This is a genomic window from Peribacillus sp. NPDC046944 (assembly GCF_050272735.1).
GTDB lineage: Bacteria > Bacillota > Bacilli > Bacillales > DSM-1321 > Peribacillus.
In genome coordinates this window covers 21927-47043 of the sequence record NZ_JBNNML010000016.1, presented here as the reverse complement: position 1 = coordinate 47043, position 25117 = coordinate 21927, and the positions used below count along the sequence as shown (strand labels likewise).

Genomic DNA, 25117 nt, shown 5'->3' with positions numbered 1-25117 from the left:
TCCTTTTATTAATACCGAGTATGTTTATTGGTTTTATTAATTTAAAGTTACCAGTTTCACTAGTTCGTTGTCAATGTTTATCTGCAATTTTCTAAATTTTCTTTTATATCCTTTTACCTACTTTTGATCTTCTGATCCATATACCCAATCTACATCAAACTCATCCCAGAAAATCTTACCGGATACCGGCGCCTGGATTTGTTCCAAGGCTTTTTGGCGGCGTATTTGCTCTTTTACTTCCTTATACGAGTATTGCCTACCGTCAATTTTCTCATGTAAATAGAGAACAGCCCATCCTTCATCCGTCTCAACCGGTTGGCTCCAATTTCCCACCTTTAACTTTTCGGCAGCGGAAATATATGCTTTCGAGATTTGTTCATTATCCTGCGATATATACCCCATGTCTCCCCCTTGATTTGCTGTGAATTCATCAAGAGATTTCTCCATGGCTAACACAGGAAATGAAACGCCTTTATTCAGTTCTTTTATTATTTGCTCTGCTTGAGCCTTAGTCGATGTAGTTATTTGAGAAATATGATAGGTAGTGGGTATTCGATAGATGTCCTTATTATTCTCATAATAGTCCTCCATGGTCGCTTCGGAAACTGTGACATCCTTTGTAAGCAGCTTCTCGAGCAGGAGATTCGATTGAATTTCCTGCTTCCATTGGGCTTTGCTTTTACTTAGATTCTGACCAGCAGTTCCATACATCGTTTTCATCATCTTCAGTTCCCGATCCACTTCATCTTCGGATATGGTCACTTTGTATTTTTTCGCTGCTTGTCCCACTACTTCTTTATCAACCATTTCCTCAAGCACGTCTTTACCATATCGTTTTTCAAGTTCATTGATCCATGCTTCCCGGGAAATATCTTTAGAGCCAATCTTCGCTGCCGTTTCCTCTCCTAAAGTGATTTTGGAAGCGATGAATGGCCAGATGACAAAGATTAGGATTGTCAATAGGTTCAACAAGGCAAGACCAGCAATGATTGCCCTAAGCTTTTGTTTAGACAAAACCCTTTTCTCCCGTCTTTTTTTATTTTTGTGTTTCCTTTTCTAGTTCTTCAAGGTCCTCTTTGGAAAATTGGTATGTCTCATTACAGAAATGGCATTGGGCCTCTGCCTGTCCTTCCGTCTCGATGATATCCCTGATTTCCTCTTGCCCGAGGCTTATTAAGGCATTAGAAATCCTTTCCCTTGAACATGGGCATGAGAATTCTACATCTATTTTTTCTAGAACCTGTACATTTCCTTCCCCTAATAGTTCTGTTAGGATTTCTTCCGGAGTTAAACCATTTTGAATCATTTTAGAAACAGGAACGATGGTGCTTAGACGTTGTTCGATTTTCGTAATCGTTTCGTCAGAAGTACCGGGCATTAGTTGGATGATGAAACCACCCGCGGCTAGAATCGAGTTATCAGGATTCACTAATACGCCCACTCCCACCGAGGAAGGTACCTGCTCTGATGTTGCAAAATAATACGTGAAGTCTTCACCTAATTCTCCCGAAACTAGAGGAACCTGCCCAGAAAAATTATCACGTAAACCAATGTCTTTCACGACGGTTAATAACCCCTCGGTTCCAACCGCTCTTCTGACATCCAATTTTCCTTGTTCATTTAAATCAAAGTGAGTTTGTGGGTTCGTTACATATCCACGCACTTCCCCCTTTGCATTACTATCAACAAGAATGGAGCCTATAGGTCCTCCGCCCTCGATTTTAATCGTAAGCTTTTCTTCACCTTTCAACATGGCACCCATCATTACTCCGGCAGTCATAGCGCGCCCAAGTGCAGCCGATGCTGTCGGCCAGGTATAATGCCTCCGTTGCGCTTCCCCTACAGTTTCTGTTGTGGAGACCGCATACGCTCGCACTTGACCTTCATATCCTAACGCCTTTATTAAATAATCTTTCATTTATATGTCCTCCCATGCTGTTTTTTTAGGTTTACTTCTTTACTTGCTCTCGGTTCCTTTTGTAAATTAGCTGTAGGCCTTTTAATGTTAAGAAGGGCTCCACAACATCGATAACTGTGGATTCATTGGCAATCAACGTGGCCAATCCACCAGTGGCAATGACTGTCGGCTCTAAATTACTTTGTGCTTTCATGCGGTTTACGATTCCTTCGACTTGGCCTACATACCCGTATAAAATACCTGACTGCATGGCCGAAACCGTATTTTTACCTATTATTCCGTCTGGACGGCTAATTTCAATTCTCGGTAGCTTGGATGCTTTCGAGTAAAGCGCTTCTGTAGAAATTCCGATCCCTGGGGCGATTGCTCCCCCCATGTACTGCTTTTCCTCATTTATATAACAATATGTCGTTGCGGTTCCAAAATCGACGATGATGAGAGGGCTTCCAAATTCCTGTATGCCTGCTACAGCATTCACAATTCTGTCCGCTCCCACTTCGCGAGGGTTTTCATACTTTATATTCAATCCCGTTTTAATACCAGGTCCAACGATAAGTGGTTTGATTCCAAAGTATTTTTTGCACATGCGTTCAAGCGCAAACATTATAGGCGGTACAACCGATGATATAATGATGCCGTCAAATTGGTCGAATGAGAGACCTTCATGTTGCAGTAAAGACTTTATGACCATTCCATACTCATCTTCTGTTTTATTGCGGCTTGTTTCAATTCGCCAATGATATTTCAGTATTTCTTCATCGTATACGCCTAATACAGTATTCGTATTCCCAACATCTAGTACAAAAATCATTGTTTTCACCACTCCGCTAAATTATTCTCCCACATCATACCATACTGTTATTTTCGATGCTATTAGTCGCGCTTCTCAAAAGGTAAAAATATGCCAGCTGAAAATTTTGTAGGCTTTCTCATATTTATAGTGTAAAGAAAAGGGTATTTCCGAGGAGGAAATACCCTTTTGATTTCAAGTCAACTTACAACTTTTTATTGTCATCTTCTTTTGGGAAAGAAAGTGGCTTATCTTGAGGTGTACCTTCTTCAATCGGAGGTGTATTCAATCCTTCCTCCGTTATCTCAAGGTCCTCAGGTTCTCTTTTATCCAATGGATCTAAAAGAGCCTCTTTTTCCTTTTTCGTATTGATGTTAACTTTTACGTTTTCATCAGTAGTCAAATTCCCATTAAGAGCTGTATAATCCCGTTCTGGTAATTTACCATCTTGGAAAAGCCCTTTGATTTGTTCTGCATCCAGCGTTTCCACTTCTAGCAGGGTCTTGGCAACCAAATCAAGTTTTTCACGATTTTCAGTAAGGATTTTCTTACATCTTTCGTAAGCTTCTCTAATGATGCGTTGTATTTCCAAATCAATCTCATAAGCGATTGCATCGGAATAGTTTTGGTCATTATTGAAGTCGCGGCCCAAGAACACCTGTCCTTGTGAATTTCCAAACTGAAGAGGTCCAAGTTTACTCATTCCATATTCCATAACCATACTACGGGCAATGCCTGTCGCACGTTGGAAGTCATTATGAGCACCCGTACTCACTTCACCAAAAGTAACTTCTTCGGCTACCCTACCACCTAAAAGACCAACGATCTTATCTTTTAGTTCAGGCTCGGTCATGAAGAAACGGTCTTCTTTCGGAAGCATGACGGCATATCCACCAGCTTGACCACGAGGGACAATCGTAACTTTATGAACCACTTCTGCATCATCGAGGACCAGACCGATAATTGTATGACCCGCTTCATGCCAGGCAACAATATTCCGTTCTTTTTTCGATATCACGCGATTTTTCTTTGCAGGACCTGCAATTACCCGATCCGACGCTTCATCCAAATCGGACATATCGATTTTTTTCTTATCTTGACGGGCTGCAACAAGAGCCGCCTCATTCAGTAAGTTTTCAAGATCGGCACCCGAGAATCCAGGTGTACGTTGAGCGATTGCTTTTAAATCCACGCTTTCTGCCAAAGGCTTGTTACGAGCATGAACTTTCAATACTTCTTCACGGCCTTTTACATCTGGGCGCCCAACTGTAATTTGACGGTCGAAGCGGCCAGGTCGTAGCAATGCTGGATCCAATACATCTGCACGGTTTGTTGCGGCGATGATGATAATGCCTTCATTTCCACCGAAACCGTCCATTTCAACAAGCAATTGGTTCAACGTTTGTTCACGTTCATCATGACCGCCGCCAAGGCCTGCGCCCCTTTGACGACCTACTGCATCGATTTCATCAATGAAGATGATACATGGTGCGTTTTTCTTTGCATTTTCAAATAAGTCACGAACACGAGATGCACCGACACCAACGAACATTTCTACGAAATCAGATCCACTGATTGAGAAGAAAGGCGTGCCTGCTTCACCAGCTACCGCTCGTGCAAGTAAGGTTTTACCTGTACCTGGAGGACCCACCAATAGGACCCCTTTAGGAATACGGGCACCAAGCTCAGCAAATTTGCGAGGGTCTTTTAAGAATTCCACGACCTCTACAAGCTCTTGCTTTTCTTCGTCTGCCCCGGCAACATCATTGAAACGAACTTTCTTCTTATCATCGTTATACAGCTTCGCCTTACTTTTCCCGAAGTTCATCACTCGGCCGCCACCGCCGCCTTGTGCTTGGTTAAGTAAAAAGAAGAATAGTATGAAAATGATTACAAATGGAATGATCGAAGTAAAGAATGTAACCCAGCCACTTGTTTGTTTTGGAGGTAAAACATCAACAACTTCAGTACCTTGTTTTTCTACAGCTTCGCCAATGCGACTCTGTGCATACTCACTAAATGGAACGTATGCAACAAAATACTTGTTTTCATCATATTCCTTCAGCTTCCCTGTAATTTCAAAAACACTGCCTTCGGGTTGCATCGTTAATGACTTGACGTCCCCACTCTCCAAATGCTTATAGAATTGATCTTGGGTCAATTTTTCCTGAGGTTCATTGTTATTGTTAAAGATGCTCACAATCCCAATGATGACTAAAAATATCAGTAAATAAAATATGGTATTACGGAAGATCCGATTCATCCCTTACCTCCTCCCACGGGTAAACAAACTATAGTAAATATTATCATACAAAATTAATGAATTACAATAATTTAACACCGCTGTTTTTATCTGGCCATCTCTTTTAACTGAATACTATTATTTCGTGTAAATCTCAGGTTTCAATATGCCGATGTATGGGAGATTACGATATCTTTCCGCATAATCCAGGCCATATCCTACAACAAATGCATCAGGGACGATAAATCCAACGTAATCCGGAGTAATGTCAGCCTTCCTGCCTGTTGGTTTGTCTAACAATGTAACAATTTTAATGGATTTTGCTTTGCGGTAGCGGAAGAGCTCTGCAAGATAGCTTAGAGTTAAACCACTGTCGATGATATCCTCAATGATTAGTACGTCACGGCCTTCTACTGATGTATCAAGGTCTTTGATGATTTTCACTTCACCAGATGATACAGTGGAGTTTCCATAGCTCGAAACATCCATGAAGTCCATTTCAAGGTGTGTATCAACACGTTTCAATAAATCTGACATAAATGGCATAGCGCCTTTTAAAACACCGATAGCCAGTGGGAACTTATCTTTGTAATCAGCCTCAAGCTGTGCTCCCACTTCTCTGATTTTCTGTTGAAGTTCTTCCTCAGATATTAACACTTTTTCAATGTCATTTTGCATGGTCATTGTAATTAATTGCCCCCCAAGAAGATTAAGCTTTATTATATTCTAAGTAGATTAAAGATGATTCATCAGAAACCTGGTCCGCCTCAACATCCGATTTCTTTAAACCGGGAAGCCAAATGACCATCCCTGCTTGATCGATGATAATCGGCCATGCATTTCTTTCTAGCATCGGGACTTTCTCATTGATAAAAATCCCCTTCAACTTTTTCGTTCCACCCAATCCCTTAACATCCATTCTATCGCCTTCCTGCCTTGTGCGGGCAATCAATGGGAGTCGAACAGCCGATTCAGGGAGGATAAAAGAATCATTTCCTTTACTATAGGGAATTTCATCTTTTATATAGTGTGCTTTAATTTTATATCCATTCGGAAGAATAGTCTCACCGGGAATTTGTACTATAATAGAATATTCTTGGCTTTCTTGGCGAAAAAAACTAAAGATGCATGTTTGATAGGATTTTTCTACAATAAGGCCTTCCGGGAGATGCAGTTCTGCTGAAGGTTGAGGATTTAAAAACAAAGCTAAAAGTTGATCGATATGTAATGCCGAAAGCGATGAAGGTCTCTTCAAATAAAGATAGTTTAATATTAGTTGAATAGATCTTCTTTGTAAAGGTTTAGGCATCGCAAGTACCTTATCTATCCGAATTACAGAATGTTTCCTATCCTGTTGAACCCATATCTCGGACATTTCTTTCCTGACCAGATCCTGTAAGAACTTCTCATCTTCCATTACCTCTTCACTAAAGCGCTGGAAGTGTTCATGAACAAGCCTATTTTCTTTCTTTAGGAACGGAAGGACTTCGTGCCTGAAACGATTTCTCAGGTAATCATTCTTTTCATTACTTGGGTCGTATCTAGGCTCAAGATGATGAATGGTTGCGTATTCGATGATTTCATCCTTGGTAACTTCCAAAAAAGGCCTGATTAGCTGACCGCCATGGAAAGGTCTTTTCAGGGAGATTCCTGCTCTCGCTTGACCTGTCGCCCCTCGAGTCAAACGCATGAGAATCGTTTCGACTTGATCATCGCCATGGTGTCCCAAAACGAGCGTATCTGCCTGATGTTTATCCATCATTTCTTCAAAAAAAGCAAAACGCAGCATTCTTGATGACAATTGAGAACTCTGACCGGTTTTTTCAATATATGCTGGCACATCAATCCTTTTGCCTTCAAAAACAATATCCCACTGTTCGCACATTTGTTTGACATACTGATAATCGGCAAGGGATTCGTCGCCCCGAAACATATGGTCAACACTCGCAACAATGAGCTCATAATGAAAAATAGGTTGGGCTTCCTTAAGGAAATGTAAAAGTGCCAATGAGTCAGGCCCTCCAGATACACCTACGAGCAATTTCGAACCTTCCTGAATCAAGTGGTTCCTATGAATGGTCTTTAGAACTTTTTCCTTTAACATGGGATCTTCCTTCTTTATGTACAGGTATTAGTTTCTACGTTTAAAAAGTGTAATGGGTTTCAAATATTCCACCTCTACACTTTATTAACTATATCATAACAACTGTTCATATATGTAAAGAACATAGATTATCGAGATGACGGCCACCACTAAAAAAGTCTCTACAAATCCCCCCTTCTTTTTCTTCGGCTGCCTCTGGCTTCTTCTTGCTTGTCTCGTAGTAGCTTGACTCGACGTCTTTTTCTTTGAATGATTCTTGTCACTAAGTAAGACAACTAGGTCCTCACGCATCCTTAAGGCGGAGTCATACTTCCCGAGAAGCGCCTTATCCAGCATCTTTCTATATGGTTGCAATTCCTTTTTCTGTTTAATCACGTCTGTTAGTTGACTATACCCTTCCCCTTTTTTCTGAAAACGCGCTGGATAGGCCGAATTGATGATAATCATGGCAACAGCGAACAAATCATATTGTAGGTCAGCCTTTCTTGACCCCAACCCCCAGTATCCCCTATCGAAGAATTCGGTGAATTCCTTCACCGATCTCCCAATCAAGGTCGTTCCGCCGACATCTACACATCGTACTTTATAGTCCTGGGAAGTCACGATCAAATTCTCTGGCTTTAGATCGCCAAAGACCCACCCATTTGCATGCAAGGCAGATAAACTAGTCAATAATTGAAGGGCCAAGACCCCAATCCACGAGAACCCTTTCTTCTCAATGAAATACAAGAAATCATGACCGTGAATATACTCCATTACATAAAACGGGAGTTGCTTTCCTTTGGTCATAAAATCATCCGCTTCCAAAAATGAAGGTCCAAGGGTAGACCCCTGGACCTTGGAAAAGGATTTTAGAATATTCATCTCTGAAATGATCGATGTCCCATTATCACTGAGCTTCAGAGCATAATGACGGTTTTTGCTTTCTACTAGATAAACAAATCCGTTAGCACCGCAGCCCAACTCCTTGATAATTGTGTAATGGTTCTTATTCCACTTTCCAGTAATGATACTTCCAGGGGGGAGCTTACATAGATTCCTCAAAGTATTGTTCATCATCATTCGATAACAATCCCCTCAACGAACGTTTTTTATTGAAATAAGAAAGTGCTTCCCGTATTGCTGGTCCTGTTGGTGTGAGCCCTCCCGTACTAAGCTTGGAGAATATTTTCGTCAACGCTTCCAAGTTCGGCGTCCAATCAAGCAGTTTTTCCACATCATTCCTTTTCCCGGGAAATGCAAAGACGGAAAACCGGCTATCGCCCATTCTTGCATTCATACTGAGGGAAAGGTCTAACAAGGAATCCTTCACGGTCGGAAGCTTATGTTTCATACTCGCACTTGTATCGACAAGGATTAGCACCTCAAGCTCGCTCGTTTCTCCTAGCTCGTCGACCACCTCCATCACTTCTCCTCTTTTATCTGGCGGGAGATCTTCCATCGTTCTAGAGTCACCTAATATTTGTTGAAGTTCACGATTAATAACTCCTTGTATAGTTTGCGTCATGGCTTTTTGAGTCACCATCTGAACGGTTTGTGATAATTGTTGAGCATAAACGATTTGGCTGACGCCGCCCCCGGCACCCGCAATTTTCTCGATCTCTTTCAGGCCCTTTTCATCTATTACATCGTTTTCCAATACTCCTATGACATTGATGGTGACGCCCTGCTCCCTTGCTAGTGCAGCTACTGAAGCAGGCTCCTCACCATGATTCGAGCAGCCGTCCGTTATAAGCAAAACCTGTCTTAATGTACCTGCTTTCATGTTTGGCTCTCCCTTCCTTTCAATCTGTTACCATACTTGACTAAAAGGGAGGAATTTATACAATAAAATACATAGGCAACCAGTCAACATTCTATGACTGGTTGCCTATGTAAATCTTAGTTCCTGCGAACTTGTTATATCGGGTGAAAAGGTACCAACTTGGCACATTGATTCCTCCTTATGGTTTTTATAGGCACTCCTCCTCTATTGGGCTTTTTTTCGTTTGGCCGAAACGGGAATCGATGCCCATTTCGGTGTATTATGCTTGATTTTCGAAGTGACCACTGTCATGTCGTCATCTATGACTCCTTTTGTCCGTATGACTTCTTCTAGGATTAGATCAGATATTTCCTGTGGGTCGTCCGTTTCCATTTCCTTGATTTTCCGTTTAAGCCAAAACTCAATGTTTTCCACATGAGATGGGCCATCGAACACTCCATCACTCATCATGATCAATATATCGCCATCCCTCAGTTCCTCGGATACGACATCTACATCAACTTCTTGAATAATGCCCATTGGCAGGTTACTGGATTCTATTTTAATGATTTTATCCCCCCTCTTAATAAAGCTTGGTATGGAACAGATTTTTAAAAATCTAGCCTTTGCATCTTGAAGGTCAATCATTACTAGGTCAAGAGTAGAAAATATTTCATCAGTCGTTCGCAGAGATAATACGGAGTTTACAGATTTTATGGCTATCTTTTCTTCTATTCCGGATTGTAAAAATTTCTGAAGTAACTTCAATGTTTCCGTGCTTTCATAATGAGCCCTCTCCCCATTGCCCATCCCGTCGCTTATGGCAATCGCATATTTCCCGGCGCCAATTTCCATTGTCGTATAACTATCCCCTGATACAAGCCCTCCTCCCTTTGCAGCATGTGCTACACCCGTTTCAACCGTGAATTTTTTTGCCGACCTGAATATCACCTCACATTGGCCTTGTGGGTACTTGGCACATTCCTCAGAATGAACAACAATCGTTTCCCCTAAAATATCGGAAAGCATAGGAGCAATCAATTTCTCGCATTCCCCCCTTCCTTGACAGTAAGGGACGCTCATTTCTATATCGACACCTCCTTGTTCAAGGCTGTAAATCTCCACATACCCAATATTTAGACCAAAATCCTGAATGGCCTCCATTATAGATTCCTCATGCAGATGATGATTTTTCCTTTCCCTTTGAATTTCCTTGGCGAAGTCCTCCATTACGGCTGATACACCCCGTAACTGATCAGCTACTAGTCTCCTACTCTCTTTCACCTGCCTTTTCAGTTTTTGATTGGCTTCGTAATAATTAAGTTCCTGGGCTATCGCCCCTACGACCTGCGGACCTCTCGTACAGTACTTATCCCACTCCTTTGACGTTTTTTGGGGAAGCTGTCCATCATTTTCACTCAATTGAATCATAATTTCCTGCATTCCATCATAGGTTGTATTAAAGTTCTTGGCCCAGCATTGATCCTTCTTAAAACAGATCTGACAGGTCTTTTCAGTAACATTGCTTAAAAAGTAATCAAACTCTTTTTCATCCTCCTCCACTCTTCCTCTTTCATCGACTTGTGAGAAACTATTGGAAAGCGCCTCGAATACATGTGAGAACTGTTCTACCCTTTGGGCGGTCACGTCCCTCACTTTCCGGGCATACTGCTGCTGTTCATCTGAATTTTCAGCGGTTCCGGGTATATGCTTGGCAATTTTATTTATGATGGATGACGGTGTTAATACGAATAATAAGACGGCAATAAGCGATTCATATAGTGTGACCATGATATTGTTGGTTCCTTCTCCGTACAGGCCTATTAATAGCGTTGCAATTAATAGGCCTGCGGCAACGCCGACCTTTCTTCCCTCCTTCAGTAATCCCCCAAGCAAGCCCGAAAAGGCAAGGAGGCTCATTTGATAGAGACTCGCGATGCTTGCCAGGCTAAATATTAAACCGGTGACGACGCCGACAGTGGAGCCTATGGCGGCCCCTCCTGCCAGCCCGAATAGGAGGACCAGATATCGTGAAAATATATGGTCGAGAGATAAATCATAAATCATCCAGCCTATTGTCCCGGTCATCACTGATGCAAGCAGGATGATTATACTGACGATTTCCTCCGTCCTTAATGATTGCGATTTTTTACGTATGGATAGCAGCGGGATGGACTGTATGAATATTAGGGTAAGAATCATTGCGAGTCCCGCCTCCACCCCGATCATCATCATGTCGTATAGCTGAATCGTTCGGAAGACCAGATATTGCTGGGCCAGGTTGACCAGGAAGAGTGAAGCGAACACATACATCGACATCGTCTTGAACTGTCCTTCAACTCCCGGTCTCTTAATCTTATTAAAAAGAAGGAGCAGGAACGCGGATGCAAAGATCACTAAACTATTGGAGTAATGAATGGTCAGCCCCCCTGCGATTAAACCGAATAGTGCAAGTGGCGCTCGATCACGACGCATGAGAAACACAGCAGCGAAAAACGGAAGGGCAAATGGTGATAATTGTGAAAGAATCAAGGCTCGTCCTAATAAAAAACCGATAATGGCTAATGAAATTCCCTTCTTTATAAATATGTCATCCGTTTTTGCCTGAAGCGTCTGAATCCAATTGATCGCCCCATCCTTCGCTTCCTTTAACTGAACATCTCCAAGCGGTTCCATCATAGGTCTTTCGATTTTCTCCATTTCAACACCCCATTCGTATTATTGATTTTTATTATATAGAGGACATCTCTATTTTTTTGTCATAATTTTATAAGTCATACTAAAAAACGTTCGACGAAATTCTTCTTGAACGTTCATTTGTATACAGGTTTTTAAACGCTTTTCTTAAATAGAGGAACAGGCGTTCTTTTATTTCTGAAGAAAAGCAAAGTTTTTAGGTTATTTTTGTGGAAAATGCCCTGAATATTTAAGTTAAATTTGGAAAGTGACATTTTTTCTTTTTTCTGTTGACAATCCTCTAGCACGACTGTAAGATATAACTTGTGCTTCAGTAGCACTTATCATTATGGCGGCGTAGCTCAGCTGGCTAGAGCGTACGGTTCATACCCGTGAGGTCGGGGGTTCGATCCCCTCTGCCGCTATCTTTTTACTAATTCTGGCCCGTTGGTCAAGCGGTTAAGACACCGCCCTTTCACGGCGGTAACACGGGTTCGATTCCCGTACGGGTCATCCCATAAAAAAAAGCGCCTCGGTTCCCTCTTCATTAGGAGAGTAAACCGAGGCGCTTTTTAGTTGGCATAAGTCTTTTTGCCATAGCTAAGATCAGTTTTTTGAACCTATCACTATATTAAAAGAAGGCAAGCCTAGTAGGCTTGCCTTTATCCATGATCTATATTTGTATTCATACTATGAATTATTAACAGAAACGTTGCTAATCCATTTCAGCAGCAAGTTTATCCGCGTCTTCCTCCGCGCCCTCCACGCTTTGTTTCGGTGCTTCGCTTGAGTGTCGTTAAGCGGTCTTCGCTATCCTTTAAGAATTTAGCCATTTTTTGCTCAAAGTTTTCCTTAGGTTGAAAACCATTCCCTTTAGAACGAGAGTCTTTCGAACGATTATCATTCCCTCTTCCCTGGCGCGGACGTGGTGTATACGCAGGTTTTCTCTCTCCCTCAGGTCGGTCTATTGCTTTTTTTATGGATAAGCCAATTTTACCGTCCTTTTCCACATTGATGACTTTCACTTCAACTATGTCCCCAACCTTCAAATGGTCATTAATGTCTTTGACATAATTATCCGCTACTTCACTGATATGGACAAGACCCGTAAAACCCTCGGCTAACTCTACAAATGCACCAAAATTAGTAATGCCCGTTACTTTTCCTTGTAACTTGCTGCCTACTTCGATTGACATAAAAAAAATGTTCCTCCTTAGAAATGTTAAAAAATCTCTTCACTTATATTATAGCTAAAGTAAAAAAATAGTGTCAATATTAGTCGCTATCTTCCTTCGCCTTTGGAAGGTTGAAGATGACTTCACCCTTATCTGATAGGAAGTAATCCCTTCTCGCGATCTTTGCGATGTACTCCTCATCATTCAGTTTTACGATCTCTTCTTTAAGAAGTGACTCTTTCTTTTCCATTTTCGCTAACTTTCCTTCTAGTTCTTCCTTTTGCTGTACTTTTTCATCTAAGGCAATATTCTGCGTAACGAGAGTGGACACAGCCACAATCAAAAAGATAGCAGCGAAAACGGAATATAGCGTTAGTCGGCGGACTAAACCACGTTTCTTTTTTTTGACTGTTTGTACCTTTTTCTCTTGTTGAGCGACATAAGGATTTTCGATTTTTGCTACATTCCTTTTCTTGAGGCTGCTCATGGTCCTATCACTCCTCATTTTCTTCTTTTTCTCCATTTATGGATTGTCTCACTAATAGAATTCTTCATTTTCAATAAAATCCCTTTGCCTTTATTATAAAACTTCTCGCCATTTTTTGTAACAAAAACCGGAAATAAATTCCACATTTTTAAAAATATCCATTTTAGAGGCTTCCAGAATATATTTAATACAAAGAGAATCACTTTACCTATCCCTTTTAAAAGCGTTCCGACACCCTTGCCTATCCCCATGATGAATACAAACATGGTCATGATGATCCATTTAATTGGCTCAAATAGTACCAGGCGGACCAGTTCTGTTAGAAATCTAAACAGCTTGACCACCAAAGAAATGACAAATGACAATAATCGAAGATACAAATCTTTAAAAAGAGCTTGGTAGGCAGAAAATCCGCATAATAAGGCCAAAAATAAATAGAGGCGTAGCTCACCCTCATTCACTAAAAACAGGACATAAAAAATGACTAGGCCTTGAATGATCCAGAAAAGAAAGTCATGGAGGAAAACAATCCACTTATTCCTCTCTGAACGCTTCAAGAAATGGTTATACGTATCTAGGGCAGCACCAAACAAACTGCCCATTCCAATCATCGCAAGCAACGTATAAAATTGAATCGTCAGGGTCATTTGAACAATTTGCCAAAGAAGCCTTTAGCTTTCTCCCCAGATTGTTCATCTAAGTATACGAGGTCAAATACCTTCCCCTTGATTGAAACAATCCCTTTATCCACATCTAGATTCTTCATTTGTAAATTTTGTCCACGAATAGATAAGAAGCCCATGGATGTTTCAAGCAGAAACTCTTCGTTATCGAAACTTTCCACTTGTTTCACCCCGGTAATATCCAATAAACGACGGCCCTTCATCGTGACATCATGTTCCTGAATCGTTCCTTTTGTATAACCAGCATTTGGATCAATATATTGGCTCATTTCCATCCCTCACAATACCATTGATTTTGTACAAGTGTATGTGCAGATGGGATGAATTAGAACAAGCCTGTCCCTACACTTCTGCCAGCTTTTCTTCCTTAATGATTGAAAACATCTCGGCGGCTGCTTCTTTCTTCGTCGTTTCCTGGATTTTCTCTACGCGGACGGTAACCAACTTTTGACCAAAACGCACCGTTAATTCGTCACCCTCTTTTACATTTGAACTCGCCTTTGCCTGTTGCCCATTGATGGTGATACGACCTTTATCCGCAACTTCTTTTGCAAGGGTCCTTCGCTTGATTAATCTTGATACCTTAAGGAATTTATCTAATCTCATTGGCATGTTTACATCCCCTTATAATTTAAAGTCCTTTTGCTTTGGCTTCATTCCAATAGGAATCCAATTCCTCCAGTGTATAATCAGAGAAATTCTTTTCCTCCTTTTTGATACATTCTTCTATATATGTAAACCGTTTATAAAACTTAAGATTTGCCTTATGGACAGCTTCTTCTGCTTGTATGTCATAATAGCGCGAAACATTGACAAGCGCAAAAAAGAGGTCGCCCAATTCGGACTTTATCCGATCTTTATTTGGGTTAGGATCCTTCATTTCGTCTTCAAATTCTTGCACTTCTTCTATAACCTTTTTCCATGCTTCGGAAACCTCTCCCCAGTCGAACCCGACCTTCGCTGCCCTTTTCTGATAATCCTCGGCACGAAGCAAGTTTGGCAGTGACTTCTCCACACCATCTAAAAGGGAGACATCCCTGTCTGCGTCTTGTCCGTTTTCTTCTTCTTTGATTTTCTGCCAGTTCACTAAAACGTCTTCCTCGCCACTCACTTCTACATCTCCGAACACATGAGGATGGCGCCGGACCATTTTAGCCGAAATCCCGCCAATTATATCATCTATAGTGAACATGCCTTCATCTTCACCAATTTGCGCGTGAAGCATCACTTGTAGCAGCACGTCCCCCAATTCCCCAATCATTCCATCATCATCTTCTTCATCGATTGAGTCTATCAGTTCATAAGCCTCTTCTATTAAATATTTTTTTAGGCTCTCATGTGTTTGTTTCTTATCCCACGGACATCCATCAGGTCCTCTAAGCTGCGCAATGATTTGACGAAGCTTGGAAAATTCCCGGTACTGCAAGGCCTCTTCTTTAACGGGCGGTACATAAACACTCGTTAGGTTGCTCAGTTCCATTTGCCGATCTAACTCATAAAGCGCACATTGGGTAACCTTTTCCTCGCTACTTCCTGCCGCTGTTACGATATACACTGTATAGTCATCAGGAAGCTTCTCCATCAGCGTCAATTTCACGTTAGAAGCACTGAAGGCATCGTATACCTGCCCGATGATCATGTGTTGCCGGATATGTAAGTCGTCCGGGGAAAGATCCGTTCCATCCAGAAGTTGAAATCCTTCAATCGGATCAATCTTCACGGCCTGGAATAGAGGATCAAGGAAGCTTTGACCACCTTCAAGCTTGATGGCAACTCCACGGTCCGGTCCTTTCTCCAGTAAGAGCTGGACCGTCTTCTCGGCAACCATCGGGTGGCCTGGTACAGCGTATAGAACAGGACCATTCATGGCTTCGCTTAATAACGTCTCTGATATTTCCTCGTATACAGCTTCGAACTGGTCATGTTTTTCATATACTGAATCAAAAGAAAGGAACTTAGTTCCTAGCGCCGTCAAATCCGTGATGACCGGGTGGTCCATTGTCCGGACGAAGCATTCCTTTGTTTGAGTCAGTTTCTTATAGATTCCATATGGGAGCTGGTCTAAATCGCCCGCACCAAGACCTATAATCGTTATCTCATTCGTCAACATTTTCAGTACCTCGATTCTTCTTTTTAATAAGCCGTTTAACTTTTAACCCTGCTGGTATCAAGGCAAGCTCCTCTTCCGTGAACAACCCAGTACGGATGATCATGAATAAGAAGATCACCGCTCCCATGCCCACTCCGCCTAATGCTTGGAATGTAGCAAGCATCCTACTTTCTTCAGGTGGCATCACCCAGCGGAATGCTTCATTGAATAGCAGGACTGCCAATCCCATGCAAGCCGTACTTCCTAAAATAATATACAGGTGCCTCTTTTCAAATAAAGGCTTTTTGATATGTACCTTTACTACTATATAAAACAAAATCGTCATGATAAAGAAAGCCAGAACGGTAGCACATGCCGCCCCTGCAATGTGATAGCGAGGGATAAGGGCAAGATCTAATAGCCACTTGCTCCCTACCCCGATTAGCGTGATGATTACCGGGGCTACCGAATGACCCAGACATTGTATCACCGCAGCTTTTGCCATGATTAGTGACGTAAATAATATCGATATGGAATAGATGGCTAAGGTGACTGTACCTTTTGAGTCTGTGAACAACATGTAATTGACCGGTCTCATCGTTGCCATCAAACCCACGGCGGCAGCCAATCCAATCGTTGCACTCACACGCAACACCAATCTAACCTTTCCTAGAATTTCTTGATCATTACGGTCCCGGACAAACCCGGAGATAACAGGGACAAGCGCCAATGCAAAAGAGTTCGCCCCGACGGTCCCCAACTGAAGCAAAGGTTGTCCCCGGTCATAGACCCCTTTCCACCCTTTGGCTTCTCCTTCACCCATCCCGGACCCTCTCAATAGCGAGTAGAGGTGAAGGGAATCCACAAATTGAAACAGGATGAGTATAAGCCCGGTCACACAAAAGGCGAAACCTTGAAAGATTAAGCTCCTGGAAATACGAATGAAGTGGGGCCTCTTAACACCCATTGGCTTAAACAGCTTCCACTCCCGTCTCAAAAGCACGAAGGCAAACAACAGAACAAGCCCCGATATCCCTCCCGTAATCGAACCGAAGACCGCGCCCTTACCGACATCATACAGAGAATAGCCCATATGCACAAACAGTGTCGATAATACAAGGATGGTTACAACCCGGATACTTTGTTCAGCGACCTGGGAGCCAGCCGTTGGAATCATATCATTTTTCCCTTGAAAGAATCCTCTTAAAACGGATGAAAACGGCATGAGTAAATAGGAAAATGCTATGATTTTCAAAAGCCCTGATAACTCTGGGTCTCTCATGATCCCCGCAATCCAATCCGCTCCGAGAAATAGAGCCATGAATAACAATAAACCGATGGAACCTAAAACAACCAAAGCAGTCGACAGAATGTCTTTTATCGTGTAGTCATTTTCGGAAGAGCCCCGTTCTGCAATGAGTTTTGATATAACAACGGGAAAACCAAGCGTAGAGAGTGTCAAAGCCACTCCGTAAAAAGGATATACCTGTTGATAAATATAGAACCCGATATCCCCGGCGACATTTTGATATGGAATGCGATAGGCTGCACTCAAAATTTTCACGATAATGGCCGCAGCACTTAAAATCAAGGCTCCTCGAAAGATGTCCCTTGAAGTTTTATAAGGCTTTTCAGCCATTCTTTTTCCCCTTTTCACTTATATGTGGTTGTTATTATAGCACAATTTGTAGAAGTTATTTTACTTACAGGGTCCCCTCCTCTTAACACGATCCTCCAGCAAAAGCACGACTCCATTTATTCATGGGACTCCCTGTTATGATCTTTTTTTTAAAAGAACAAAAAGGACAGCGATCGCTGCCCTTTACACATCCATATATATAATTGCATTTCCTGACTTACTGTTCCATTTGCCTTGCAAGGAAACTAGCTGCTGTTTCAACCGACTTCTGTTCAACTTCACCTAATGCGCCATCTTTAGAGAAAATCAGAACCGCACCTATCGGGTCACCACTGGCTATGATCGGAGCTGCTGCATAAGATTGAACTTCTTCATCATTTGAATCCACGAAGGAAATTTGTCCATTCGGTGATTCAAGGACAGGATTTCTTTCCTCCATGATTTTTTCTACCAAGTCACTGATGCTTTTATTTAAATAGTCCTTTTTAGACCCGCCCGCTACAGCAATGTAAGTATCACGATCACATATCATAACTGGATTTCCTAGGCTATCATATATTGCTTCTGCATATTCTCTTGCAAAATCACCTAGTTCACTAATAGGGGAGTATTTCTTTAGAATGACTTCTCCATCTCTGTCCACGAAGATTTCTAATGGGTCACCTTCACGGATGCGGAGAGTCCTTCGAATTTCTTTTGGGATGACAACTCTACCTAAATCATCAATTCGCCGAACGATACCAGTTGCTTTCATCTAATGTTGCCTCACTTTCATCTAATTGATTTGATATATCCTCTTTTGTAAAGCAAAAACATCACCAGCTATTGAACTTAGTATTTTTCTAATGGTAAGTTCTATACACTTTGAAAAAATATTTCTTTTTGATGTATTTTTTATAAGTGTGCCAGAAGGCTTCTTCAAGAGAACCATCTTCTCATTAATTTTTTGTCGCTTGTATTTCTTTTTTGACGAACTGGAGGCCTTTGGTCATCTCGAAAAGTATAGGTAACCACTTGGTTTGTTCTACACCTTTTATGTGCAGAACAAGTTTCATTCGATTACCGTCCATACCGAAGCCAACCATACGGCCGTATTTCGAGCCAAGCTCAAAGACCTTTTGACCGTCCACGATGCTGCTTACTTCTTCCCTAAGGAGGATGGTGATTTCCTGTTTAAGCTGTTTGATGCTCTCAATACCAGCCGTATTAGCAAACACCTTCATTTCAGCGATTAAAAATAGATAAGCAACCTCTTCCGGGTACTCGCCAAATCGATCGAGCATCTCCTCTTTTAATTCCTCAACTTCTTCTAGAGAAGCAACGCCTCTGAACCGTTTATACATTTCTATTTTCTGATGTCCGTCCATTATGTAGGCATCTGGGATGTATGCATCAATTTCAACATCAATTTCAAGTGTAGACTTTTCTTCGATTGGTTTATCCGAACGTTTTGCCTCAACAGCCTCTTGTAACATTTGAGAATATAAATCAAAACCAACTGAATCGATGAATCCATGCTGTTGAGCACCTAATATATTTCCTGCTCCCCTGATGGATAGATCCCGCATGGCAATTTTGAATCCTGATCCTAGTTCGGTGAATTCCTTAATAGATTGGAGACGTTTTTCGGCAACTTCAGTCAACACTTTATCTTTTCTATAAGTAAAGAATGCATAGGCCACCCGATTTGAACGTCCAACTCGTCCCCGTAGCTGATAAAGCTGGGAAAGGCCCATTCTATCTGCTTCATTAACGATGAGCGTATTAACATTGGGAATATCCACACCGGTCTCTATGATGGTTGTGCTTACTAAAACATCATATTCTCCCTCTAGAAAACCAAACATGACGGCTTCTAGCTCCTGCTCGGACATTTGTCCGTGAGCAAAGGTAACGCGGGCATCCGGTACTAACATGGAAATTTCTTCTGCTTTTCTTGCTATATCATCTACCCTATTATATAAAAAATAAACCTGTCCATCTCTCGCTAACTCACGTTCGATTGCTTCTTTGACCAAGCCCCCGTTATACTCCATTACATAGGTCTGGATTGGAAAACGATTTTCCGGAGGTGTCTCTATGACGGATAAATCACGAACACCCAGCATCGACATATGAAGAGTCCTTGGAATAGGCGTAGCAGTCAAAGTCAATACATCGACATTGGTTTTCAATCGTTTTATTTTTTCTTTGTGAGTTACACCGAAGCGTTGTTCCTCATCAATCACCAGCAAGCCTAAATCACGATATACCAAATCCTTAGATAGAATTCTGTGTGTGCCGACAACGATGTCCACTGTACCAGCTTTTATCCCCTTTATCGTTTCCGTTTGTTGTTTTTTTGTACGGAAGCGACTCATTAGCCCTATGGATATTGGGTACTCCTGGAATCTCTCCCTCAATGTTTCATAGTGCTGTTGAGCAAGAATCGTGGTCGGAACAAGGAAAGCGACCTGCTTACCATCCATGATTGCTTTAAAAGCGGCACGAATGGCCACCTCCGTCTTTCCATAACCCACATCACCACATAGCAAACGGTCCATCGGCCTTTCACGTTCCATATCCTTTTTAATCTCGGTAATGGATCGCAGTTGATCTTCCGTTTCATTATAGGCGAATGAAGTTTCGAATTGCCGCTGCATATCGCCGTCAGGGGAAAAGGCATAGCCTTTTGCTGCTTCTCGTTCTGCATAGAGTTTAATTAGATCATCTGCAATGTTCTCCACAGAAGACTGAACCTTACTTTTTACACGTTTCCATTCTGTTCCGCCTAACTTATAAAGCTTCGGTTCTTTACCTTCTGAACCAACATACTTTTGAACAAGGTTAATTTGATCAACAGGAACATATAATTTGTCATCCGCTTGGTACTTGATATGCAGATAGTCCTTATGTACCCCGTTTATCGTTAGCGTTTCAATTCCTAAGTATTTACCAATCCCGTGATTGACATGAACGACGTAATCACCGATTTTCAACTCGGAATAACTTTTGATCCGTTCCGCATTTGATAGTTTTTGCCTGCGAATCGACTTTTTTGTCTTCTTATTAAACAATTCAGTTTCCGTAATAATGCTGAATTTCTGCATTGGCAATTCAAAACCGCTATTAAGGCTGCCGCGTAATATCTGCACCTTTCCAGGAAGGATGCTGTTTGCATCCAGGAGTTCAGCCGCTTCGATATCATAATCTGCTAATATGGAATGGAGCTTTTTTACTCGTTCCTCATCTTGCCCAAGAATGATCACCGTAAAATTCCCTTTTTTCCAACGTTCCAGTTCTGCCTTGAATACATTCATCTGTCCATGGAAATTCTGCATTTGCTTACTGGAAAAATTAAGGATGTTTTGAGGGTTCGTATGCGGCACATGACGTAAAAACAAAGAAAGGTACACAAACGGCCGATTTGATTTTGCAATTAATTCATGCATTGGATGGGCCATTTGTATATCATGGATAATCTGCCCCCGACTTATAAGGTCTGTATACCATGTTGCCTCTTCCTTTTCCAAAGAATCATTAAGTTCTTGGATTCTACTGATTTCATCCAGGAACACCAATCCATTTCCGGGAAGATAATCTATTAAACTAGCTGGTTTATCATATGCTAAACTTAGGTATTTGAAGATTTGATCAGGCTTATTACCGTCCTTAAGCTGCTCAAGTTCATAGCTGATGGTTTGGACCAATTGTTCTTTCGTTTTTTCATCTTTTACCTTTTTCAAGCTCTTACTTAATCCGCTTTCAAGTTTCGAAATAATGGATTCAATATGAATCGTTTCCAATAGAGCTTCGCTAACCGGGCCGATTGTTACGGTCTGAAGCTTTTTAATGGAGCGCTGATCTTCTGATGAGAACGTTCTAATAGAATCAATCTCCGTATCGAATAACTCAATCCGAATAGGGTCCGGATCCGTTATCGGATAGATATCGATGATACCGCCCCGGATGCTGAATTCCCCAGGGGAAGACACCATTTCAGCCCGATTGTACCCCATAGCGATGAATTTACCCAATGTGGATTCCAGATTGATTTCTTCACCTAATTTAAAGGAAAGCTGATGCTTCTTCCAAACATCTTTCGGAGGAAGTATTCTGCGGACACCAGGAATCGGTGCAATGACAATTCCTTTCTTACCTTTTGCCCAGAAATTCAATGCTTCTACGCGTTGTGCCCGTAATTCAGGACTGGCCACACTCATGTCTGCAGCAATTAATTCATTGGCTGGATATATAAATAGCTCATCTTCCGGGATAAAACTCGATAAATCCTCCTGGAACTTTTGAGCTTGTAGTAGGTTATGGGTCACTACTAAGATTGGTCTGTTCGTCTTCTCATATACAGATGCCAGCAGAAGTGATCTTGAAGAACCAGTCAAGCCAGATACCATTTGTTCTTTTAATCCTTCGTCTATGCCTGCTATTAACGAATGAACATCATCTTGTTTAGAGAACAAGTGTTGTAATCCATCCACAGTCTGTCCCTCCTCTCTTGATCATGCGTAAATCCTTTTGATTGTATTTACTCTCTCTATAACCGAATCAAACCTATTCTCTATTTTTCAATCCATATATACTAAAATGAACGGAAAAATGCTTTGGATTTTTGTCCAAAGCCCTCTCCCGCTAATGAATAATATAATCGCTTTCATAATATTCTGGGTTATTTTGCAGTGAATTATAACATTCTTCACATATTGCCTTCACATGCATATCCCCTTCGGAATCATAAACGATCATCTCTTGACGGTCTTCATCAGTAAGTTGATTAAACCCCAACTGCTCCGCGGTCAATGCGTCATGCTCAAGTGAACCTAATTTAGTTCCGCAATGCCGGCAACGATAATGGAGAGCCATATTCGATAACCCCCTATTTAATAATACCGTTAGTATGTACTAAAATAGGGGAGATTTATTCAGCGAAACAGAAAGAAATTTCTCCTTATCTTATATCTACTCTAACCTTATTGGTTATATTCGTTCATGACCTGAGTAAATGGTTTTTCTAGCCATGTTTCACATGCGGCTGCACTTTTTTCGATTGTAGCCCCGACATGATCCCAATCTTCTTTAGAAAAACGGCCCAAGACATAATCAGGCACTGGAATATGACCGACTGGACGGCCAATCCCTATTCTAATTCGATTGAAGTCCTGGGTACCTAAATGGGCAATGGTTGATTTAATCCCATTATGTCCGCCTGCACTTCCTTTTTGACGAAGCCGTACTTTTCCGGGCGGTAAGTCAAGATCATCATAAATGATGATAACATCCGATACGTCCACTTTGAAAAATTGCATGACGGCCGATATGGATTCTCCCGACAAATTCATGTAGGTTAAAGGCTTAAGTAGTAAGACCTTCTCGCCCCGCACCATTCCCACACCATAAATGCCTTTATGCTTGGCTTGGTCAAGTGAAATGGACCAATTTTTAGCTAACTCATCTATCACTTCAAACCCGACATTATGCCGTGTTTTTTCATATTGCTTACCCGGGTTTCCTAACCCTACAAAGATTTTCATGATTCACACTCCGTCATTCCTGATATTTAGAGAGTTACGTTTGACCGAAGATTCTAAAAATCATAAGTGACCTTAGAAAAATAGTACCTTAATTTTAAGTATTTCCGCAAGCGACCGGAGAACTAATTAGAAATTATTTCTAATTAAAAGCAATAACTCCTTAACGAATGCAGAGAAGCAAAAAAAGACGCAACTCATAAAGAGCTACGCCTATTATACCATGATTAACTTCTATAATCCCGGCATCATGACTCTGGTGAAGGCTTAGTCTCCCTGCCTTCCTCATTTTCTGGGATTCCACCATCTTGCTGTTCACCTGTACTAATTTCCTCTTCTTGACGAGGTGGTAATACAGAAGCAATGACTTCTTCCCCACTGTTTTCAATTGTGACTTTTTGGTTTGATTGGACGTCAGATATGTAGATTGTTTCACCTACTTGAAGCTCTGTGACATCAACGTCGATTGATTCCGGGATATCATCAGGTCTAGCTGAAACAGTTACCTCATGTAGTGACTGCTGTAGGACGCCACCATCTTTAACCCCTTTGGATGTACCTACGAGATTGATGCGTACCTGTGCTTGTAGTTCTGCTTTCATGTCCACGATTAAGAAATCGGCATGAAATACATGGTTTTTCAACGGATCCTTCTGATAATCAGAAAGCATGACCTGATGTTTAGTTCCTTCTAAATCTAACGAAATAATTCCGTTACGGCCCACTTCTTTTATTGTTTTTTGGAAATCCGCGTTGTTGACTGAAATGGCTGTGCTGCCATTTTTATTCCCATATACGACGGCCGGAATTTCTCCGCTTTCCCTTAAGTCCTTTAAATTAGAATGTTTAGTCCCCTTACGTTCTTTAGCTACTAATAGATTACTCATACATCCTCCGCCTTCCTGAATATAAAATATTACAGTTTCACTATATATTTAAATCTTCCCTTATCAGAGAAAGATTAAACATATATTGGCACGCTAGAAATACGACTCCAAGAAAGAATAAGGGGGAGTAGGGAGAACTTTTTTAAAAAGCAGAGAATAAAAAAATGGCGGACCATAAGGCCCACCATGTTTTTTAAAACTGACTATCAATCGAACAATGTACTAACAGATTGTTCTTCATGCACACGAATGATCGCCTCAGCAATCAATGGAGCCACAGACAATTCAACAATTTTATCAATTTTCTTTTCTTCAGAAAGGACAATTGAGTTTGTGATGACTAATTCTTTGATTGATGAATTTTGAATGCGCTCAATAGCTGGACCTGAAAGGACCGGGTGAGTACAACATGCATACACTTCTTTAGCTCCATGCTCTACAAGGGCATTCGCTGCAAGTGTAATGGTTCCTGCTGTATCGATGATGTCATCAATCAGAATAGCTGTTTTTCCTTCTATGTTACCGATGATGTTCATTACTTCAGCCACATTTGGTCTTGGACGGCGTTTATCGATAATAGCAATCGGTGCTTTTAAACGATCCGCCATTTTACGGGCACGTGTCACACCACCATGGTCAGGAGAAACAATGACGATATCTTCAAGATTTTTTTCTTTGAAGAAGTCAGACAAGATTGGAACCGCTACTAGGTGATCAATTAAAATATCGAAGAAACCTTGAATTTGCGGTGCGTGAAGATCTAATGTAATAACTCGGTGTGCGCCAGCTGTTTCTAATAGATTTGCTACTAGCTTAGCTGTGATTGGCTCACGTGCGCGTGCTTTACGATCTTGGCGTGCATATCCATAATAAGGCATAACGATGTTAATCGTTTTTGCCGAAGCACGTTTTAAAGCATCAATCATGATTAAAAGTTCCATCAAGTTCTCATTTACAGGCTGGCTCGTTGATTGAATGACATAAACGTCACACCCACGAATACTTTCTTCTATGTTAATTTGAACTTCACCATCACTGAAACTCGTTACGGTACATTTTCCAAGTTCAACGCCAATTGTTGCGGCAATTTCTTGGGCTAAACCAAAGTTTGAATTCAAAGAGAATACTTTTAAATTAGGATCTAAATACTGATTTGACATG

General features: G+C 41.4%; 22 protein-coding genes and 2 tRNA genes. 2 read left to right on the top strand and 22 right to left on the bottom strand.

Annotated features, from left to right (window positions below; translation table 11 throughout):
- Positions 1–117: 117 nt before the first annotated feature.
- The 9 genes from ACQKIC_RS19425 to spoIIE form a co-directional block, all read right to left on the bottom strand.
- On the bottom strand, positions 118–1014 hold the full coding sequence (locus ACQKIC_RS19425) for a peptidyl-prolyl cis-trans isomerase (protein WP_402875944.1): 897 nt from the start codon (positions 1012–1014) through the stop codon (positions 118–120).
- A 22-nt stretch (positions 1015–1036) separates the two neighbouring features.
- Positions 1037–1918 carry an Hsp33 family molecular chaperone HslO gene (hslO, locus tag ACQKIC_RS19420; RefSeq protein ID WP_402875940.1) on the bottom strand — a complete coding sequence of 294 codons (882 nt, stop codon included), beginning with the start codon at positions 1916–1918 and terminating at the stop codon, positions 1037–1039.
- A 31-nt stretch (positions 1919–1949) separates the two neighbouring features.
- Entirely contained in the window at positions 1950–2729 is a 780-nt protein-coding gene (locus ACQKIC_RS19415) for a type III pantothenate kinase (RefSeq protein ID WP_402875963.1), read from the bottom strand.
- A 184-nt stretch (positions 2730–2913) separates the two neighbouring features.
- On the bottom strand, positions 2914–4971 hold the full coding sequence (gene ftsH / locus ACQKIC_RS19410) for an ATP-dependent zinc metalloprotease FtsH (RefSeq protein ID WP_402875938.1): 2058 nt from the start codon (positions 4969–4971) through the stop codon (positions 2914–2916).
- Positions 4972–5088: 117 nt separating this feature from the next.
- Positions 5089–5628 carry a hypoxanthine phosphoribosyltransferase gene (gene hpt, locus ACQKIC_RS19405; protein ID WP_402875962.1) on the bottom strand — a complete coding sequence of 180 codons (540 nt, stop codon included), beginning with the start codon at positions 5626–5628 and terminating at the stop codon, positions 5089–5091.
- Positions 5629–5659: 31 nt separating this feature from the next.
- Positions 5660–7054 carry a tRNA lysidine(34) synthetase TilS gene (tilS, locus tag ACQKIC_RS19400; protein ID WP_402959608.1) on the bottom strand — a complete coding sequence of 465 codons (1395 nt, stop codon included), beginning with the start codon at positions 7052–7054 and terminating at the stop codon, positions 5660–5662.
- A gap of 93 nt (positions 7055–7147) precedes the next feature.
- Positions 7148–8116 carry a protein kinase domain-containing protein gene (locus ACQKIC_RS19395; RefSeq protein WP_402875935.1) on the bottom strand — a complete coding sequence of 323 codons (969 nt, stop codon included), beginning with the start codon at positions 8114–8116 and terminating at the stop codon, positions 7148–7150.
- On the bottom strand, positions 8082–8819 hold the full coding sequence (locus tag ACQKIC_RS19390) for a VWA domain-containing protein (RefSeq protein ID WP_402875934.1): 738 nt from the start codon (positions 8817–8819) through the stop codon (positions 8082–8084). Before ACQKIC_RS19390 ends, ACQKIC_RS19395 begins: the two co-directional genes overlap by 35 nt.
- Positions 8820–9023: 204 nt before the next feature.
- On the bottom strand, positions 9024–11498 hold the full coding sequence (gene spoIIE, locus ACQKIC_RS19385) for a stage II sporulation protein E (protein WP_402875932.1): 2475 nt from the start codon (positions 11496–11498) through the stop codon (positions 9024–9026).
- A gap of 327 nt (positions 11499–11825) precedes the next feature.
- Between spoIIE and ACQKIC_RS19380 the strand changes: the two genes are divergently transcribed.
- Both ACQKIC_RS19380 and ACQKIC_RS19375 read left to right on the top strand, forming a co-directional pair.
- Positions 11826–11899 (top strand) — tRNA-Met (locus ACQKIC_RS19380).
- Positions 11900–11915: 16 nt separating this feature from the next.
- Positions 11916–11987: transfer RNA gene (locus ACQKIC_RS19375), tRNA-Glu, on the top strand.
- A 224-nt stretch (positions 11988–12211) separates the two neighbouring features.
- On the opposite strand, the gene ACQKIC_RS19370 is transcribed toward ACQKIC_RS19375, so the two are convergent.
- From ACQKIC_RS19370 to ACQKIC_RS19310, 13 genes are all read right to left on the bottom strand, one after another.
- Positions 12212–12670: a S1 domain-containing RNA-binding protein gene (locus tag ACQKIC_RS19370; RefSeq protein ID WP_427592153.1), complete on the bottom strand. Its 459-nt coding sequence runs from the start codon at positions 12668–12670 to the stop codon at positions 12212–12214.
- Positions 12671–12749: 79 nt separating this feature from the next.
- Positions 12750–13136 carry an FtsB family cell division protein gene (locus ACQKIC_RS19365; protein WP_402875928.1) on the bottom strand — a complete coding sequence of 129 codons (387 nt, stop codon included), beginning with the start codon at positions 13134–13136 and terminating at the stop codon, positions 12750–12752.
- A 14-nt stretch (positions 13137–13150) separates the two neighbouring features.
- Entirely contained in the window at positions 13151–13783 is a 633-nt protein-coding gene (gene yabQ, locus ACQKIC_RS19360; protein WP_402959604.1) for a spore cortex biosynthesis protein YabQ, read from the bottom strand.
- A complete protein-coding gene (yabP, locus tag ACQKIC_RS19355) occupies positions 13780–14088 on the bottom strand; it encodes a sporulation protein YabP (RefSeq protein ID WP_402875924.1) in 309 nt (102 codons plus the stop codon). The genes yabQ and yabP overlap by 4 nt, the downstream gene beginning before the upstream one ends.
- A 73-nt stretch (positions 14089–14161) precedes the next feature.
- Positions 14162–14425: an RNA-binding S4 domain-containing protein gene (locus ACQKIC_RS19350; RefSeq protein WP_427592160.1), complete on the bottom strand. Its 264-nt coding sequence runs from the start codon at positions 14423–14425 to the stop codon at positions 14162–14164.
- Between the two features lie 25 nt (positions 14426–14450).
- Entirely contained in the window at positions 14451–15929 is a 1479-nt protein-coding gene (gene mazG, locus ACQKIC_RS19345; protein WP_402959602.1) for a nucleoside triphosphate pyrophosphohydrolase, read from the bottom strand.
- The gene (locus ACQKIC_RS19340; protein WP_427592154.1) at positions 15916–17547 is read right to left on the bottom strand and encodes a putative polysaccharide biosynthesis protein; all 1632 of its coding nucleotides are present in this window, start codon (positions 17545–17547) and stop codon (positions 15916–15918) included. The genes mazG and ACQKIC_RS19340 overlap by 14 nt, the downstream gene beginning before the upstream one ends.
- A gap of 217 nt (positions 17548–17764) precedes the next feature.
- A complete protein-coding gene (gene spoVT, locus ACQKIC_RS19335) occupies positions 17765–18301 on the bottom strand; it encodes a stage V sporulation protein T (RefSeq protein WP_402875918.1) in 537 nt (178 codons plus the stop codon).
- A 184-nt stretch (positions 18302–18485) separates the two neighbouring features.
- The gene (mfd, locus tag ACQKIC_RS19330; protein WP_427592155.1) at positions 18486–22022 is read right to left on the bottom strand and encodes a transcription-repair coupling factor; all 3537 of its coding nucleotides are present in this window, start codon (positions 22020–22022) and stop codon (positions 18486–18488) included.
- A gap of 151 nt (positions 22023–22173) precedes the next feature.
- Positions 22174–22404, bottom strand: a complete 231-nt coding sequence (locus ACQKIC_RS19325; RefSeq protein ID WP_402875914.1) for an anti-sigma-F factor Fin — start codon at positions 22402–22404, stop codon at positions 22174–22176.
- Positions 22405–22511: 107 nt separating this feature from the next.
- Positions 22512–23072, bottom strand: a complete 561-nt coding sequence (gene pth / locus ACQKIC_RS19320) for an aminoacyl-tRNA hydrolase (RefSeq protein WP_427592156.1) — start codon at positions 23070–23072, stop codon at positions 22512–22514.
- Positions 23073–23317: 245 nt separating this feature from the next.
- Positions 23318–23956: a 50S ribosomal protein L25/general stress protein Ctc gene (locus ACQKIC_RS19315; protein ID WP_402875909.1), complete on the bottom strand. Its 639-nt coding sequence runs from the start codon at positions 23954–23956 to the stop codon at positions 23318–23320.
- 206 nt (positions 23957–24162) lie between these two features.
- A complete protein-coding gene (locus ACQKIC_RS19310; RefSeq protein ID WP_402875907.1) occupies positions 24163–25116 on the bottom strand; it encodes a ribose-phosphate diphosphokinase in 954 nt (317 codons plus the stop codon).
- Position 25117: the final 1 nt, after the last annotated feature.